This is a genomic window from Pelotomaculum sp. FP (assembly GCF_004369245.1).
Lineage (GTDB): Bacteria > Bacillota > Desulfotomaculia > Desulfotomaculales > Pelotomaculaceae > Pelotomaculum_C > Pelotomaculum_C schinkii.
The window spans coordinates 18,582-34,506 of record NZ_QFGB01000045.1 but is presented as its reverse complement, the minus strand read 5'-3'; the positions used below and the strand labels follow the sequence as shown (position 1 = coordinate 34,506).

The window sequence follows — 15,925 nt, the reverse complement described above, 5'->3', positions numbered from 1 at the left end:
AAAAAATTTTGACCACTACTAAGAAATAAAAAAATTACTCACTTTTTTAAAATACAAAAAAGCTTGAACACCTTGCAAACACAGGGCTTTCAAGCTTTTTATATTTTTTAACTGTCAAAGATGAGATTATATATCAACATTGACGACTTGTCTACAAAAACATTTCAACTTTTTTCAACAATTTACAGCAAATCTTCACTTGCTACCCCTCTCATATAAAGATATTAAAAAAAGCAACAACAAACTAAACCTACTACCTATTAGAGGTCTTTTTACTGAGCTTTACAGATATAGTGTCTTTTTTATTAGCCAACACAGAGTATTTAGGCAATTTTACTTATTTGCCCCTAATATCTTCCGCAGAGATTAATTTTTCGGTGTAATCATCAAGACTTTGCTCCTGGCCCACATACCAGAAGTCTGTTTGCCGGCCTTCCCGCAGCACCATGATTTTATGGCACAGCTTCAGCAGAGTCCTGGGTTCGTGACTTATGATGATAAACGCGATGCCGTTTTTCTTGTTTAACTCAACAAATATTTGTTCCATCCTGGCCCTGCTCGATATATCCAGCGCTGAAAAAGGCTCGTCGCAGATAATCAACTTTGGCCTGGGGGTGATGGCGCGGGCCAGGCAAATACGCTGGAGTTGGCCAAGGCTGAACTGGTCGGGGTAATCATACCAACGGCCGTATTCCAGTCCCACCAACTTCAGCGCCTCAGCTGCCAGAGCTTCTCTGGTCCCCTTGTGGAATCCGCGGTAAGACAGCGGCTCGGCAACAATATCGAAGATGTTCCTGTACCTGTTGACCGAACTCCTGGGGTTTTGAAAAAGGTACTGGATACTGCGCCGGTAATCCCGGTAGTTTTTACTTTGAGCTATACTTAAGCTTCTAAATAAGACACGACCTGAAACGGGTCTTTCAAATCCTGCCAGGACGAGGGACAGAGAGGTTTTTCCCGAGCCGCTTTCACCCAGTATCCCCAATATCTCCCCATCGTCCAAATTGAGGTTGATGTCCTGCAAAATCCTGCGCGCCGAACCCGGGTAGGAAAATGAAAGCTCCCTCGCAGCCAGCAGTGATCCCGTTCTCACTGGTTTTCGCCCCCATCGTAAAGCCAGCATGCCACCTGGCCGGTCCCTATCCGAATAAGAACCGGCTCTTGTACTTCGCATGCCGTTATACGCTCGCGGCAGCAGGCAAAATAACGGCAACCCGGCGCCCGGTCGTTGAGAACCGGCGGTTCGCCATGAAATAATGCGCTCTCCCGCCCCTTCCTCTCATTAAAAAAGCAGCCAAACAGGTTTTTAGAATAGGGATGCCGGGGATCAAAACACAATTCCCTGGTGTCACCCATCTCCACCAGTCGACCGCTGTAAAGAACAGCCAGTGTACTACAATATTTCAGAGCTATACCTAAGTCGTGGGTCACCAGGACCATGGCAAAATTGTATTCTTTCTGAGCTTTCCCCAGCAGTGTCATAATTTCGATTTTTGACAACAGATCCAGAGATGATGTAGGCTCATCCGCCAGTATGACTTCGGGCCTGCCTGCGATCGCCATGGCCACAGCAATTCGCTGGCACATACCCCCGCTCAACTGGTGAGGGAACATCCTTAAGATCCGGCCGGGCTCACTGAAGCCAACCTTAACCAGCAGTTCCGCGGCATAATTTGCCGCCTCTTTCCGCCGCAAACCGGTTTTTACGGCAATCACTTCTTGCATTTGGGCTTCTATCTTTCGCGTGGGGGTCAGCGACCCTTGCGGGTTCTGGGGAACATACCCGATTTTCTGACGCCTTAGTTGGCGAATTTCCTTCCGGCCGGCCTTGAGAAGGTTGCGGCAGCCACACACCGCTATATTTCCCTCCAAGCCGGCCGTATGGTTCAACAACCCCAGTAAGGTATAGGTGACCAGGCTTTTACCGCTGCCCGATTCACCGATAATACCCAGAGTTTCCCCCGGTCCCAGGCTGAAACTGACATCTTTCAGCAGAGGGATAACCGCCTTATCTTTACGAATGCTGACGCTAAGATCCGCTACGTCAATCATGTTCGAGCAATCCCTTCGCCTTGGAACTGTATGCCTCATGCAACGCGTCACCCAGTATGTTGAAACATAGCACAAGCATGGTTAGGGTCAGGACCGGAAAAAACCACTGCCACGGGTAAACCCTGAATGACTGTAGTCCGTCGGAAATCAATACGCCCAAGCTGGCGTTGGGCGCCTGTACGCCTAAGCCGACGATACTTAAAAAAGCTTCCGCCATAATCGCGTCCGGGATCGAAAAAGCTGCGGTGGTAAGAAGGACCGGAATGCAGTTGGGGAGAATGTGGCGAGCCATAATCTGAAAACTACCCGCCCCGTTCAGCCTGGCAAATTTGATAAAAGGCGAGTTTCTGATAACGCGGACTTCACCCCTGATCATCCTGGCGGTCGGTATCCACAATACCAGGCCCAGGGCGATAAAAATGTTCTTTATCCCCGGCTCCAGAACTACGGTAAGCATTACCACAATTAAGAAGGGCGGGATGCACCAAAAAATGTCAACCATACCAATAAGCAAGCGGTCAGCCAGTCCTCCCAGCAGGCCTGAAACGCTGCCCACCAGAAATCCGACTGTGATGTTGATAAGCGTGGCAAAGAAAGCAATCGTAAGTGAAATCCTGATTCCGTAGACGATCCTGGCCAGCAGGTCCCGGCCCAGGTAGTCGGTTCCCAGCCAATGGACGGCGCCGGGCCCGGTATTGGCCTGGAGCAAATCCTGGCTGTTGGGTTCATATTGAAAAAATAGCGTACCCCCGATGGATACGACCGCGTACAGCCCGATCAGGATTAAGCAGGCCAACACCAGCCTGTTTTTCAAGGTCTCGATGAGCATCATGTTACCTCATCCCTGACCCGGCTTTGGGGGTTAATTAAAAAAATCAGGACGTCTGCCAGAAAGGTTGAAACCAGCAATACAAAAGTATAAAAAATGGTTACCCCGGCCACCAGGTTATAATCACGGTTGCCCACGGACGTGACGTAGTACTGGCCAAGTCCCGGCAGGGCAAATATTTTCTCGACAATAAAACTTCCCGTCAGGAGGGTCGCAGCCAGCGGGCTCAAGTAATGGACCATACCGGAAAGGGCATTGGGCAGGGCATGTCTGAAAAGCACCGAGCAGGAGTTCAGTCCCCTGGCCCGGGCGGCGACAATATAGTCCCTATCCAGCACCTCAATCATTTCCGTCCTTACCAGGCGTACGATTATAGCCGCCGGCAAAGCTGCGAGGGTAAGCGCCGGCAGAACCAGTCCTACGGGGCTGGTGGACATGGCTGCCGGCAGCCAACGGAGTTTCAGAGCAAAAATATAAATTAGGCCGGCTCCCAGGGCAAAATTAGGCACAGACATCCCCAGCGTCGCCAATACCAGCACCAAACGGTCCGGCCATTTGTTCCTGAGCGCCGCTGAGGCGACTCCCAGGCTCACACCCACTACGATCGACAGCAATAGGGCCAGGAGGCCTACCGTTGCCGAAACGGGGAACGATTCCTTGATAATGTCATTGACCGAGCGCCCCGGATACTTAAGTGACGGACCCAGGTCCAATCTGGCCAAATTGTAAAGGTAGCAGGTATACTGGGTCACCAGAGGCTGGTTTAGTCCATACCTGGCAAGGATATTATCCTTAATTTCGGGCGCAACCCGCCTGGTTGTAAAAGGATCCCCCGGCAATAGGCGCATCAGGAAGAAGGTGAGAGTCACCACCACAAACATGACTCCCAGGTTGAAAACAGCTCTTTTTAGTATATAGCCGGCCATTTAATTAACGGAAGCCCACTTAAAATCCGCGAAGAACGCAAAGCTGGGATGGATAACGCCCTGTATGTTGTCATTTTCCAGATAAGGATTGGTGTAGTAGTAAACAGGCATAACTGGCTGCTCATCCATAAGGATTTTTTCCGCCCTTAAAAAGGCGTCCATACGGGCGCGGGGGTCTTTGGCCAATCTGGCCTCTTCCAGCAAACGGTCATATTCTTCGTTGCTCCAGTCCGCCTGGTTGTTGGGGCCGTCTGTCTCCCACAGGTCCAGGAAGGTCATGGGGTCATTGTAATCCGCGTTCCAGCCCACCCGGGCAACCTGGTAGTCCCGTTCGTCGAGGGTTCTGAAGTAGACTTTATACTCCTGCTCAATAATCTCCGCTTCGATGCCCAGGGTCTCCTTCCACATTCCCGTAATGGCCTCGGCTACGGGCCTGTGGTTCTGGTTGTTGCTAAGAAGAAGTTTGACCTTGGGAAAACCACGGCCTTCGGGGTAACCCGCTTCTGCCAGCAGCTTCCTGGCTTCAGCCGGGTTGAACCCTGCGATCAGCTTTTCATCCAGGCTCCTGAATTCCTGGCCCGGGGCAGGCCCGTTTACTCCCGGAGGGACAAAGGCATAGGCAGCCTTTTCCCCGCCCATGGTCACTTTGCTGACCATGGCTTCGCGGTCGATAGCCAAAGACAGCGCCTGGCGGACTCTGACATCGTCAAAGGGGGGTAGATTGGTATTGAACATGTAGAATTCATTGGAAAGGTCCGGGCTCAGCTTGAGCAGGTTGCTCTTGGCCAACCGCTCCACCTCGCGGTAGGGTGGCGTCTCGGCAATGTCTATCTGCCCGCTCTCAAACATGGCCAACTCGGTGTTGGAGTCGTCGACCAGGGTAACCACCAGGCTTTTCAGCCTCACGCTTTCCTGGTCCCAATAGCGCTCATTTTTCTCAAGTATAAATTGCTTATTGTGCTCCCATGCGGTCAATTTGAAAGGCCCGTTGCCGGTAAATGTAGCGGGATTTTGAGCCCAGCCTGCGCCGTCCTTATCAACAGCCTTTTTGTTGACGGGAAACAGGGTGGGAAACGCTGTTAACGATAGAAAATAGGGTACAGGCTCCGTTAAGGTGACGATTAGCTTGTCTTTTCCCTCGGCGCGGACACCAACTTCAGCCGGGTCTTTGACTTTGCCGGCGTTGAAAGCTTCGCCGTTGACCAGGTAATAAAGCTGATAGGCATAAAGTGAAGCGGTTTCCGGATCCAGCACCCGCCGCCAGGAGTAGACAAAGTCCTCGGCTGTAAGCGGCTCCCCGTCAGTCCAGGTGGACTCTCTCAGCGTAAAGATATAAGTCTTGCCGTCCTCTGAAACCTCCCAGCTCTTGGCTATGCCCGGGGAAGGTTTACCGTCGCGGTCCATCCGTACCAGACCTTCCAACAGGGCGTTCTCCAAAGTTTGCTCCGTAACTCCGGTAGAAAGGGCCGGGTCAAGAGTGGCCGGCTCGGCGCCGATGTTGTACCTGATGGTCTGCTGGACAGTCTGGTTTGGTGTGGGTTTCGAGGGGGAACACCCGGCGGCCAGGACCACCAAGACAATATAAATAAACAGCCTTGTAAGCTTGTTCAAAACCCTATACCCCCTGTATACGTTGTCATTATTAAATTGGTTATTTCTCCATATTTTTGATAATTCCCTCCCGCATGAAGAAAATTTTTAAAAATGATGTCGTTTGGGAAGGGATTTGCACATTTTGTCAGAAATATTCTCCTCGACCTACGTTAAAAGGAAGTAACATAATGTCAGTCGACAGCGTCAAAAAACATAAGTATTCGGGATTTATAAATCCTGCTGGCATATTTCAGTTCATTATCAATCTTTTGGGTTTATACCTTATCTTTAAAGCCGCCTTGGTCTGGAACACCGACATGCTTTGGGTTTATATCTTTTGGCTGCTGTTTAGTACGGCTACAGAACTTAAACCCATCTCCATGCCGAATAATGATCAGCTGACAGTATCATTCGCAGTCCATATTTCAGCCCTGATATTGTTTGGAGTTCCCATAGCCATCCTGTCTTCCACCGTTGCCAATATTATCACCGACATCATCGGCCGCCGCGGTTGGAAAAAGATGCTGTTTAACGTCAGCCAGTACGCTGTAACTATTTATTGTTCCTGGTTTATCTATCATCTTGTGCGATCGGGCTCCGGCCCCCTTGAATTAAAAGCGGATTTTCTTGCTATGGTCTTGAGCTGCCTGACCTATGTTGTCGTCAACTTCCTGCTGGTATCTACGGTAATTTCATTAAGCCAGGGGACCAGGTGGCTTCGTCAGTTGACCAACGACGTCAAGCTGGAGATGATCCATTTTGTCACTTTAGTCCCGGTAAGTCTTTTGATTGTCATCCTGTACAACTATGAACCACTTTCAATCATAATCCTGCTGCTTCCTTTGGCTATGGCTCATTTCAGTTTCGACAATTATATGACTTTGCGCACCGAAACCAAGAATACCATCGAAGTCCTGGCCGACATTATTGACAAAAGAGACGCCTATACCGCTCAGCACTCTTACCGGGTGGCCAATTACTGTGAAGCAATTGCCAACAAGCTAAAACTTAATCAAAGCGATTATGAAACCCTGATTACCGCGGCAAGGGTGCATGACCTGGGAAAGATTTCCGTGCCGGACTCAATCCTTTTGAAAAACCAGCGTCTTCAACCTGAAGAAAGAAACTTAATTATCGACCATGCCATGATCGGCTTTACAATTCTCAGCAACCTGCGATTTTACAAATCCGGCGCCAAGTTTGTCTTCCACCACCACGAAAGGTACGACGGGACAGGCTATCCGCACGGGCTAAAGGGGGATCAGATACCTCTGGGGGCAAGAATTATGGCTGTCGCGGACAGTTACGACGCCATGACTTCCGACCGCCCGTACCGTAAAGCAATGAGCGTTGAGGAAGCCCTTACAGAAATTATCAACAATTCAGGCACCCAGTTTGATCCCGACATTGTAGAGGTCTTTGTGCAAATCGTCAGAAATGAGCTTGGAGTTAAATTAAAGAGTGATGCTATTTAGAGGAGGAAATATATGGCTTTTGTAATCGTGGTACTTTTAGCTGCTGCTGTCGCCTTGCTCACCGGCGGCAGGTTGAGCAACTTGAAAAACATACAGTTCAGGTTTCCATGGCTCGTTCTGGCGGCCGTAGCCCTAAAGATCGTTACGAATTCCAACCTGCGTTACACACTGGGCATCTCCGACCTGCTGGCTCCCAAATTATATATGCTCTCCTTAGGTCTGGTCGTTCTTTTTGTTATCCTCAACATAGGGCTGAGAGGGCTCGCCTTAATCGGCCTGGGCCTTTTAAGCAACCTGGCCGCGATATTTTTTAACGGCGGCTACATGCCCTTAAAGCGTGAATATTTCATGCTGATCGCTTCTGCCGAGGAACTGGAAAAAATCAACCAGGGGCTGCCGGCCTATAACTATATCGCCACCGGGCCGCAAACTAAGCTCTACTACCTGTCTGATATTTTTCTCATGCCGCACTGGATTTTTATAACCAAGGTGTTCAGCGTCGGGGATGTCCTGATTACCATTGGCGGCTGCATTTTCGTCTGGTTCTTTCTCAAGACTCCTGTTAAAAGGAAAAACGGTATCCTCACCAGCATCGGATACCGCAGCAACGACAACCCTTGATTAAGACAGACATGTCTTGCGTTCTCGAAAAGCCTCTGGGGTAGTGGTCAGGGGGTTGTCCTCCGCTCTCTTCGCAATTCTACATTTGTGCAAATAGAGCATCATATCACCCGCATCTACAAACTGCCCCCCGGCACCTACGCGCTATTTAAGCTTTTCTGCATGCAACGCACGCGCTAAGCAACGCATCCAGGTGCTCCGTTCACTCCGGACAACCCCCTGCCCGCAAGTCAAGCCTTTTCGAGAACACTCTTTGTGACAATGAAACAGGGGGAGGTTCTCTCTGTCCGTCTTTCTCGAAAAGCCTCTAGGGTAGTGGGTCTGGGGTTATCCTCCGCTCTCTTTGCAATTCTACATTTGTGCACCTAGAACATCATACCGCCCGCATCTACAGACAGCCCCTCGGCACCTACGCGCTATTTGAGCTTTTCTGCATGCAACGCACGCGCTAAGCAACGCATCCAGATGCAGGCTTATACTGCACTTCTTACCGGTCAGGCGTAGGGCGTAATAGTCAAGCCTTTTCGAGAACACTTATTGTGACAATGAAACAGGGGGGTTATCATTGCCTATGTAGACAATGATAACCCCCCCTTATCTTACCTTTGACCCCAAAGAAATGTCTGCATCCTACGCCTTACGCCCTACGCCCTGCGACTCAGCTACGCAGTGCCAGAACCCCATATCTCCTACGTCTCCGGTCCTCACGTCCCACGTCCCACGTCTCACTTCTCAAAATCCCGGCGCCCATTTGACCAGGGGCAGTTCCGTGTACGGAAAATCCGGGCTTGCCGGCCTCACCCGCACGGTATAGCCCAGGCCTCCCTGAGGGAGGACCAGGCTCCCGCTGAAACGATGCACACCGGAGCCGATCTCTTCAATATGGTCCATGACAACCCTTTTGATACGCTTTAACCCGTAGTCCACGGCATTCCCGCAAAACAGTTCCACCGCGACGCTGCCGTGGTCAAGCTGCCCCAGGTCTATATCGACCTTGACTTCCAACTTTTGCCCGGTGTACATCTTGGGGGCGCCGTTGGTTTCGATCCGGACGAATTTGACCTGGTCCCAGTGCTCCCTGAGCAGCTGTTTTAAGCGGCTAACCCTTTCACCCTGCTCATAATTGTTGTTTCTGAAATCATTCCCTCTGCGGGCGGCCGGGATATAAAACTTATTGGTGTATTCAGCCACCATCCGGTGGGTGTTGAAAACCGGGACAATGGTCTTGATACTGTGTTTCATCATCCTGACCCACTCCCGGGGCAACCCGGCTTCCCTGCGGTAATACATCGGGATCAGCTTTTCTTCCAGGGTAACGAAGAGGGAATGGCAGTCCTCCTGGTCCTGGGTCTCTTCATTAAGGTAATTACATTCCGTCCCGACGGCAAAGCCGTTGTTGCCGTCGTAGGCTTCCGGCCACCATCCGTCCAGGGTACTGATATTTATGAGGCCGTTTAAGGCGGCCTTTTGGCCGCTGGTGCCGCTGGCCTCCATGGGCCGCCGCGGGGTATTCATCCACACATCGACACCCTGCAGGAGGTGGCGGGCCATATGGATATCATAGTCCTCCAGGAGCAAAACCTTACCCCTGAAATCCGGTTCGTTGGATAAATCGTATATTCTCTTAATAAGGTCCTGGCCGGCCATGTCGGCCGGGTGCGCCTTGCCCGCGAAGACAAACCGCACGGGCCGCTCCGGATGGTTGATCAGCTGTTTTAGCCTCCCGGGATCGCGAAACAATAGCGCAGCCCTTTTATAGGTGGCAAAACGCCGGGCAAAACCAATTGTCAGCACATCCGGGCTTAAGTACTCGTCAACCTCGTGGATCCTCTTGGACAGCTCGTAATTGCGCATGCGTTGTCTTTTTAAAGAGGAGCGCGCGAAGTCAATCATTTGCACTTTCAGGAAACGGTGCACCCTCCAAAGCTCCTCGTCGGGTATATTTTCCACCTTTTCCCAGATTTCCGGCCCGACTTTTTCCACACATTCCTTACCAAGGTAGCGAAAGTATAAGTCCCTCAATTCTTTGGCCAGCCAGGTCTCAAGGTGCACTCCGTTGGTAATGGCGGTAATGGGTATTTCCTCCGGGTGCAGGCCGTCGTAATGCCCCAGGAACATTTTCCTGCTAACCTTGCCATGCAGCCGGCTAACCCCGTTGCAGAGGCAGGAATTGTTCAAGGCCAGCAGGGTCATATTAAAACCCTCCCGCTCACGATCCCAGGCCAGTTCCAGCAAGGTTTCCAGTTCAACGCCCATATCTTTTGCGGCCGGGGCGAAGAAATTTTCAATGGTTTCTTTGCTGAACACGTCGTGACCGGCCGGTACGGGAGTGTGGGTAGTGAAAATGGTCGAGGCCCGCACCACTTCCCTGGCGGTGTTGAAGGTAAGCCCTTTGGCCACCAGTTCCCTGATCCGCTGCAGGATCAGGAAGGCCGCGTGACCCTCATTGATGTGCCAGACACGCGGCAATACGCCCATTTCATACAGGGCTTTGACCCCGCCGACCCCCAGCAGGATTTCCTGAGCAACACGGTATTGGTGGTCCCCCCCATAGAGCGTCCCGGTCAACCGGCGGTCATCGCCCGTGTTTTTGGGAGTGTCGGCATCCAAAAGGTAAATCCAGATCCTGCCCACTTTCACCTTCCATACCAGGATAAAAATATCCCGGCCCGGCAATTCCAATTTGACCGTGAGGTGGCCGCCTTTTGCATCATACACAGGGGTAATGGGCAGTTCAATAAAATTCAGGTGGGGGTAAACCGCCTCCTGCCGCCCTTCAGCATTAATTTTCTGGGTAAAATAACCGTGCTTATACAAAAGTCCGACTCCCACGAAAGGGAGACCCAGATCGCTGGCCGATTTGCAATGATCCCCGGCCAGCAGCCCCAACCCCCCGGAATAAATCGGGTGGGACTCGTGCAGCCCAAATTCAGCGCTAAAATAGACGACGACATCTTCCTTGTGCTCCGGGTAGTGTTCGGCAAACCAGGTTTCTTCCGACTTATAGCGGTCATAAAGCTCAAAAACCCGCCTGTACATGGCCAGGTAGTCATCGTCCCGCGCGACCCTTTCCAGGTCTTCGCTTGACACTTTGATCAGAAACCTGGCCGGGTTATGGCCTGCCTCGCGCCACAGGTCGGGCTTAACCGTCCTGAATAATTCAATAGCCTCCGGTTTCCAGGAAAACCAGAAATCATAAGCCAATTCTTTTAGCCTGCAGATTGACGCGGGCAGCTTGGGAGTCACGGAGACAACACGAAAAGGAAACATACGGCAACCTCCCTACAACTTAACAGGACACTATTCTTCCCTTCAGGTCATATTCCTTCTTAATATTTATATTTCGACACCATTTAAGACGCTCCAGGCTAAGGTAAATAATGGCGCACAAGGAAAAGCCCCTACTTGCGGGCAGGGGGCTAAAAATAGCCGTTGGACGTAAGGCGTAAGGCGTAAAACATAATAGCAGGGGCTCATCCCCCTACCTTTTTAATAACCTTACGCCCTACGCCTGACCCAGATACAAGTCAGTATAAGCATACGCCCTACGACTGAACGGTAAGAAATGCAGTATAAACCTGCACCTGGGTGCGTTCCTTAGCGCGTGCAGGCATGCAGCAAAGCCTAAATAGCGCGTAGCTGCCGGGCGGCCGTCTGTAGATGCGGTGGGCATGATGCTCTAGTTGCACAAAAGTAGAATTGCGTAGCGAGCGGAGGAAATCCCCGGACCCCCTACTCCAGAGACTTTTCGAACGCTTCTCAAGAGAAAGCGTGACAACGAGAACCGTCCCCATTGTCACTCATTGCTAAAGAATTTATTGTAACTCAACTCTTCTATTTTGGCATTTAAATAGTGGCGTTGATTTGCTCTCCTCCCGGCGGCTGCCTTTAGCTCCTCAATTAAATAAAACCATATCGCATCATGATCAAGTTTAGTCATGCTTCCGTCGCCGGGCAGCAAGGCCTCGTAAGCCCGGATCAGTGAGTTGCAAATTCTGTACTTCCAATTTTCAAACATTGGGTGGTTGTTTAATATGAACGCGCATATTCCGCCAAGGTCTCTCTCCGGGGGATAAAAACACACGTTTTCAAAATCCAGGCCAAAAAACTTTTGACCGTCAAAGATAAAATTACGCAAGTTTAAGTCAGACATGCACAAACATACCTGACTGGATATATTCATATACCCGTGCAACTTACGCAACCATTTCGCAAGCTCGCCAATCCATAACTCCTCTTCTATTTCGATGTCTATCAGTAAATCCACCAACAAAACGCCTTGAATATATGGCATAATAATGATGTTGTTATCATGCCATATAACGTCCGGCACATTGATCCCCTGTTTATTCAAAGCATTTAAAATAAATACCTCATTTCCTGTTGACGAGTTAACATGTTCCTTGATGATATACCGCTGGGTTACATTTGTTGCGGTAACCGCTTCAACAAAAATAACATTATTGCGCCTGCTGAATCTCTTTTCACTGTATACAACCTTTACTCCCAGAGCTTGTTCCAGCTTATTGACGCTATCCTCCATTATCACTACTTCCTTATTGATATTTTTATTTGCTCGCTGAGATCGCAGTTATGCAATTTAGAAAAAAGAACCTCCAGAAAGGCCTCCAGTTTAGCCTGCAGCAATGAGTCAACTGCTATTTCCGTTTGGCCAATAACGACAGCTGCCCCGCTCTTCACAAAGGCACACTCTTCCCGCGCCGCCTCACCTTTTAGAACCTTCGCAACAAAATCCTTGCAATTGCTGCCGCAGGCGCCGCATTGTTCCAGCCCGTTGACAAACGGCATTATATCAGTAACTTTTTCCTCAATCAAGTCAACTAGTTTACCCGCGTCAGACAATGTGTTTATCACCGGGACACCGTGATATGCCGATGTCTGATTGGAAATACGGCCTGAAATCGCAAAAACCAAATCATTCAACCGCTCGTCGATTTCCTCAGCGCTGCCGGCACAGAGTATTTTCGGCAGAATGGTATCGGCTACCCCCTCAATAACAACGTAATCGTGATCAAAATAGCGCAATATCTTGTCTATCCCCAAATGCCGCGGGATAAGGATATCTGTCTCCTTAAAGCCTCTTGCCACAATCATCTCCGAGCCCGCCTGTTTATGCCGCCAGGTGTTGCTCCCCGCCACATCAAGGATAAAGTCCTCATAATGAATATTTTTAACCGAACCTACACTATAACCTCTTTCTTTTAATTCTGCAATAATATTTTCAATAGTTGTCGTTTTACCGGACTGGGTAACCCCAAAAACTGAAAAAGCTTTCATGCAATTCTTCCTTTCCTAAGGTATTCCGTAACCCCCTATGTTCCTGTCATACAAGGACTTGTATACATACTTTGTTAATAGGCCGACATTGTATCCGGTTATCACAGCGGATATCATTAATACGGGCAGAAGAATGTAAATATGAAAATCCTGAGCCAGTACACTTGCTACAAATAATTGACCTATGTTATGGCATATGGCGCCAATCACGCTGATATTGACAATACTGACATATTTTTTTAGATAGCGCCACATGACGGACATGACCAGCGTGCTCAACATACCTCCGGTAATACTAAATAAAAAACCGACCGGGTTGCCCCCCAATAAAGACCCCAAAATACACCTGACAGCGACAACAAGAAAGGCATCTTTGTACCCCAAAACTAATATTGACAATAAAGTTACGATATTGGCCAGTCCCAGCTTCACCCCGGGAGGCACACCGGGAATAATAATGGACCTTTCCACTATGCTAATAACCGTTGCCAATGCGACAAACATGGCAATCGTTACAATACGTTTTGTGCTAAACACCGGCAGTCCACCTTTACACTGAAGATTATCATTGCTTTATATACTGAATTTCTTACCGGTCAGTCATAGGGCGTAGGCTCATACTGATTTGTATCTGGGTCAGGCGTAGGGCGTAAGATTTTTTAAAAAGGTAGGGGGATAATCCCCTGCTATTATTTGTTACGCCTTGCGCCCTACGGCCTACGACTAAGCTCAGTAGGAAGTGGCGTCCACACCTGTAGACTTTCCTTTGATAACAACTTTCAGATTGTTTGGGGCACAAAAGGATATTTGACCGGGCTTGCTCAACCAGCCTGTCTTAACACAAATTTGATTGGGGCAATCGGCTTCTTTAACCCTGACCCGGCCGTCTTTTATCTCCACCACGTTATAATGTCCGTCTGAATCCGTAACCTTAATTTCCTCATCGGTGGCCTCAGACAGCGGTATTTGCCGGTACAACTGACCAAATTTGTATATTTCTACGGTTAAGCCTTCTCCTGCCGGTTGGCGCTGCGACAGGTACAAAAACACAAAACTAATCAGAGCCAGGGCTAAGAGGGCGGCAGTTATATAACGATTAAGGTTTTGCATTGTTATCTCCAAAGTTCATAGATGCTGAACCAGTATTTATTTTTTTAACAGCTTTATTTTATCTTGCAGCTTATTTGGACCCATTTTTTCAAGGTGTTGTTAAATTGCGTAAACAGCTCCAGAGGTTTACCATGTGCTGCTTTTTTATTAATATTATTAAATTAATGTTTTTTTATTTTGTTTCCACGCCTTAAAATTAATCGTAAAGCAAAGTCAGTCTTAAAGCAATCTTTTTTGGCAGGTCAAATAAAGGAAAAGGGTATCCCTCATATTTACTTCCGGGATACCCCTTACATTTTCATTAGTTAGTCGCAGTTTGTGCTGTATTTCTTTGTGGTCAATGCGCCAATGAATTCGCGCAAAATTAAGGTTCGAGACGGGGGGCCTCTTTTTTGGGTTTCTTTAGCAGCAGGCGGTTCAGGGACCTTGACAACACCGCCAGGACAACGCCGATCCCCAGCGTCACCCCTGCCGCCGGCAGGTGGCCCAGGAAATACCAGAGCAACAGGTAGCCGGTGGAAATCGCGATGGACATCAGCATCAGGGGGAAGGCCAGTTTGAAAAATTCAATAAAGGTGACGCGGACGCCCCTCTTCTCCGCCATACCGATGACCACAACGTTGGCGGAGGCGCCGATGATGGTCCCGTTGCCGCCCAGGCAGGCGCCCAGCGACAGCGCCCACCAGAGCAGGTTCAGGTCCGCAATACCGCCGAGGCGCCCCATGTCCTGGATAAGCGGGATCATGGTCGCGACAAAGGGGATATTGTCGACAAAGGCCGAGGCTATCGCCGACAGCCAGAGGATCAGCATGCCGGTCGGCAGCATGTTGCCGCCAGTCGTTTCCAGTGCCCACTTGGCCACTATTTCAATGACACCGACTTCTTCCAGAGCGCCGATGATTACAAACAGGCCGATGAAAAAGAACAGCACGGGCCACTCCACCACCTGCAGGGCGTGTTCGACGTCTTCGCGGGTAACCAATAAGAGGAAACTCGCGCCCGCCAGGGCGATGACCGAGGATTCAAGGTGGACGTACTGGTGCAGGATAAAGCCCAAAATGGTCAACCCAAGGATAACCAGACACTTTTTAAGGAGGACGGCGTCCTTGATCTCATCCTGCTCGTTCATTTGCATAATATTTTCCTTCAGCTCTTCCGGCGTGTCCAGTTGATCCCGGTAGATGAACTGTAGTAAAAAGACCGTCACCACATATACAACGACAACAACCGGAGTCAGGTTAAGAACAAAGTCCATGAAGCCAAGTCCGGTGGCGCTGCCGATCATGATGTTCGGCGGGTCCCCGATCAGGGTGGAAGTGCCGCCGATGTTGGACGCTAAAATTTCGGTAAACAGGAACGGCCACGGGCTGATTTTGAGTTGGCTGGTGATGGCGAAGGTAACCGGTACAATTAAGAGGACGGTGGTCACATTATCCAGTAACGCCGACAGGACCGCTGTGACCAGGGCGAGAGCGGCGAGGATCTTCAGGGGTTCGCCCCCGGACGCTCTGGCCGCCTTGATCGCCAGGTATTCAAATACACCGGTTTTTCTGGTGACGCCGACAATGATCATCATGCCCACCAGGAGGCCGATGGTGTTAAAGTCGATAGCATGCACCGCTGTCTCCAAGGAGAGTATCCCCAGCAAGATCACCACCATTGCCCCTACCAGGGCTATCACCGTGCGGTGGATTTTTTCGGAGACGATGATCGCGTAAGTTATTAGAAAAACTGCTATGGCTACTATTGACTGGTACTGTTCGGGCATTAGATCACCTCATGTAAATGTTTTACGAATAAATATAAAAATGGCATACTCATCACAATGTGAGCGCAAATTCATTCGCACGAAGACCCAAAGGAATGAACAAATCCCTTAAGCAGCTGCGCAGCTTTTATGCGATTAAAATCGCGTCCACATTGTTGGGGGAATAAAAAAAGATGGTGAAATCAGAAAAAACTGACTTCCCACCCCAGAAGCCTTAGGTTCCTTGAAAACGGATTTTGAGATCCGTCCAACA

Annotated in this window: 13 protein-coding genes and 1 other annotated feature; of the genes, 2 read left to right on the top strand and 11 right to left on the bottom strand. The window is 49.7% G+C overall.

All coding sequences use genetic code 11. From position 1 onward, the window contains the following. Positions 1-337: 337 nt before the first annotated feature. The 5 genes from Psfp_RS15450 to Psfp_RS15430 are packed head-to-tail and all read right to left on the bottom strand — an operon-like array spanning position 338 to position 5,418. Positions 338-1,093, bottom strand: a complete 756-nt coding sequence (locus Psfp_RS15450; protein ID WP_192895462.1) for an ATP-binding cassette domain-containing protein — start codon at positions 1,091-1,093, stop codon at positions 338-340. Continuing rightward, a complete protein-coding gene (locus Psfp_RS15445) occupies positions 1,090-2,052 on the bottom strand; it encodes an ABC transporter ATP-binding protein (RefSeq protein WP_192895461.1) in 963 nt (320 codons plus the stop codon). The genes Psfp_RS15450 and Psfp_RS15445 overlap by 4 nt, the downstream gene beginning before the upstream one ends. Beyond that, positions 2,045-2,884 (bottom strand): ABC transporter permease, encoded by an 840-nt coding sequence (locus Psfp_RS15440; protein WP_134219441.1) that lies wholly within the window; start codon positions 2,882-2,884, stop codon positions 2,045-2,047. The genes Psfp_RS15445 and Psfp_RS15440 overlap by 8 nt, the downstream gene beginning before the upstream one ends. Continuing rightward, positions 2,881-3,807 carry an ABC transporter permease gene (locus tag Psfp_RS15435; RefSeq protein ID WP_134219440.1) on the bottom strand — a complete coding sequence of 309 codons (927 nt, stop codon included), beginning with the start codon at positions 3,805-3,807 and terminating at the stop codon, positions 2,881-2,883. Before Psfp_RS15435 ends, Psfp_RS15440 begins: the two co-directional genes overlap by 4 nt. Next, the gene (locus Psfp_RS15430) at positions 3,808-5,418 is read right to left on the bottom strand and encodes a peptide ABC transporter substrate-binding protein (RefSeq protein WP_134219439.1); all 1,611 of its coding nucleotides are present in this window, start codon (positions 5,416-5,418) and stop codon (positions 3,808-3,810) included. Positions 5,419-5,588: 170 nt separating this feature from the next. Between Psfp_RS15430 and Psfp_RS15425 the strand changes: the two genes are divergently transcribed. Together Psfp_RS15425 and Psfp_RS15420 are read left to right on the top strand one after the other, a co-directional pair. Further along, positions 5,589-6,875 carry an HD-GYP domain-containing protein gene (locus tag Psfp_RS15425; protein ID WP_192895460.1) on the top strand — a complete coding sequence of 429 codons (1,287 nt, stop codon included), beginning with the start codon at positions 5,589-5,591 and terminating at the stop codon, positions 6,873-6,875. Positions 6,876-6,887: 12 nt separating this feature from the next. Then, positions 6,888-7,496, top strand: coding sequence for a DUF5317 family protein (locus tag Psfp_RS15420; RefSeq protein WP_134219437.1), 609 nt, complete (start codon positions 6,888-6,890; stop codon positions 7,494-7,496). A gap of 732 nt (positions 7,497-8,228) precedes the next feature. On the opposite strand, the gene glgP is transcribed toward Psfp_RS15420, so the two are convergent. The 6 genes from glgP to Psfp_RS15390 form a co-directional block, all read right to left on the bottom strand. After that, the gene (gene glgP, locus Psfp_RS15415) at positions 8,229-10,766 is read right to left on the bottom strand and encodes an alpha-glucan family phosphorylase (RefSeq protein ID WP_134219436.1); all 2,538 of its coding nucleotides are present in this window, start codon (positions 10,764-10,766) and stop codon (positions 8,229-8,231) included. Between the two features lie 526 nt (positions 10,767-11,292). Beyond that, a complete protein-coding gene (locus Psfp_RS15410; RefSeq protein ID WP_134219435.1) occupies positions 11,293-12,039 on the bottom strand; it encodes a phosphotransferase in 747 nt (248 codons plus the stop codon). A 5-nt stretch (positions 12,040-12,044) separates the two neighbouring features. Beyond that, positions 12,045-12,794, bottom strand: coding sequence for a molybdopterin-guanine dinucleotide biosynthesis protein B (gene mobB, locus Psfp_RS15405; RefSeq protein WP_134219434.1), 750 nt, complete (start codon positions 12,792-12,794; stop codon positions 12,045-12,047). A 15-nt stretch (positions 12,795-12,809) separates the two neighbouring features. Beyond that, on the bottom strand, positions 12,810-13,331 hold the full coding sequence (locus Psfp_RS15400) for a Gx transporter family protein (RefSeq protein ID WP_134219433.1): 522 nt from the start codon (positions 13,329-13,331) through the stop codon (positions 12,810-12,812). A gap of 192 nt (positions 13,332-13,523) precedes the next feature. After that, a complete protein-coding gene (locus tag Psfp_RS15395; protein WP_134219432.1) occupies positions 13,524-13,904 on the bottom strand; it encodes a NusG domain II-containing protein in 381 nt (126 codons plus the stop codon). A gap of 364 nt (positions 13,905-14,268) precedes the next feature. Beyond that, positions 14,269-15,672, bottom strand: coding sequence for an ArsB/NhaD family transporter (locus Psfp_RS15390; RefSeq protein ID WP_134219431.1), 1,404 nt, complete (start codon positions 15,670-15,672; stop codon positions 14,269-14,271). 194 nt (positions 15,673-15,866) lie between these two features. Next, positions 15,867-15,925, bottom strand: a sequence feature (sodium ion sensor (DUF1646 type); this cis-regulatory element may regulate processes involved in with the transportation of sodium ions).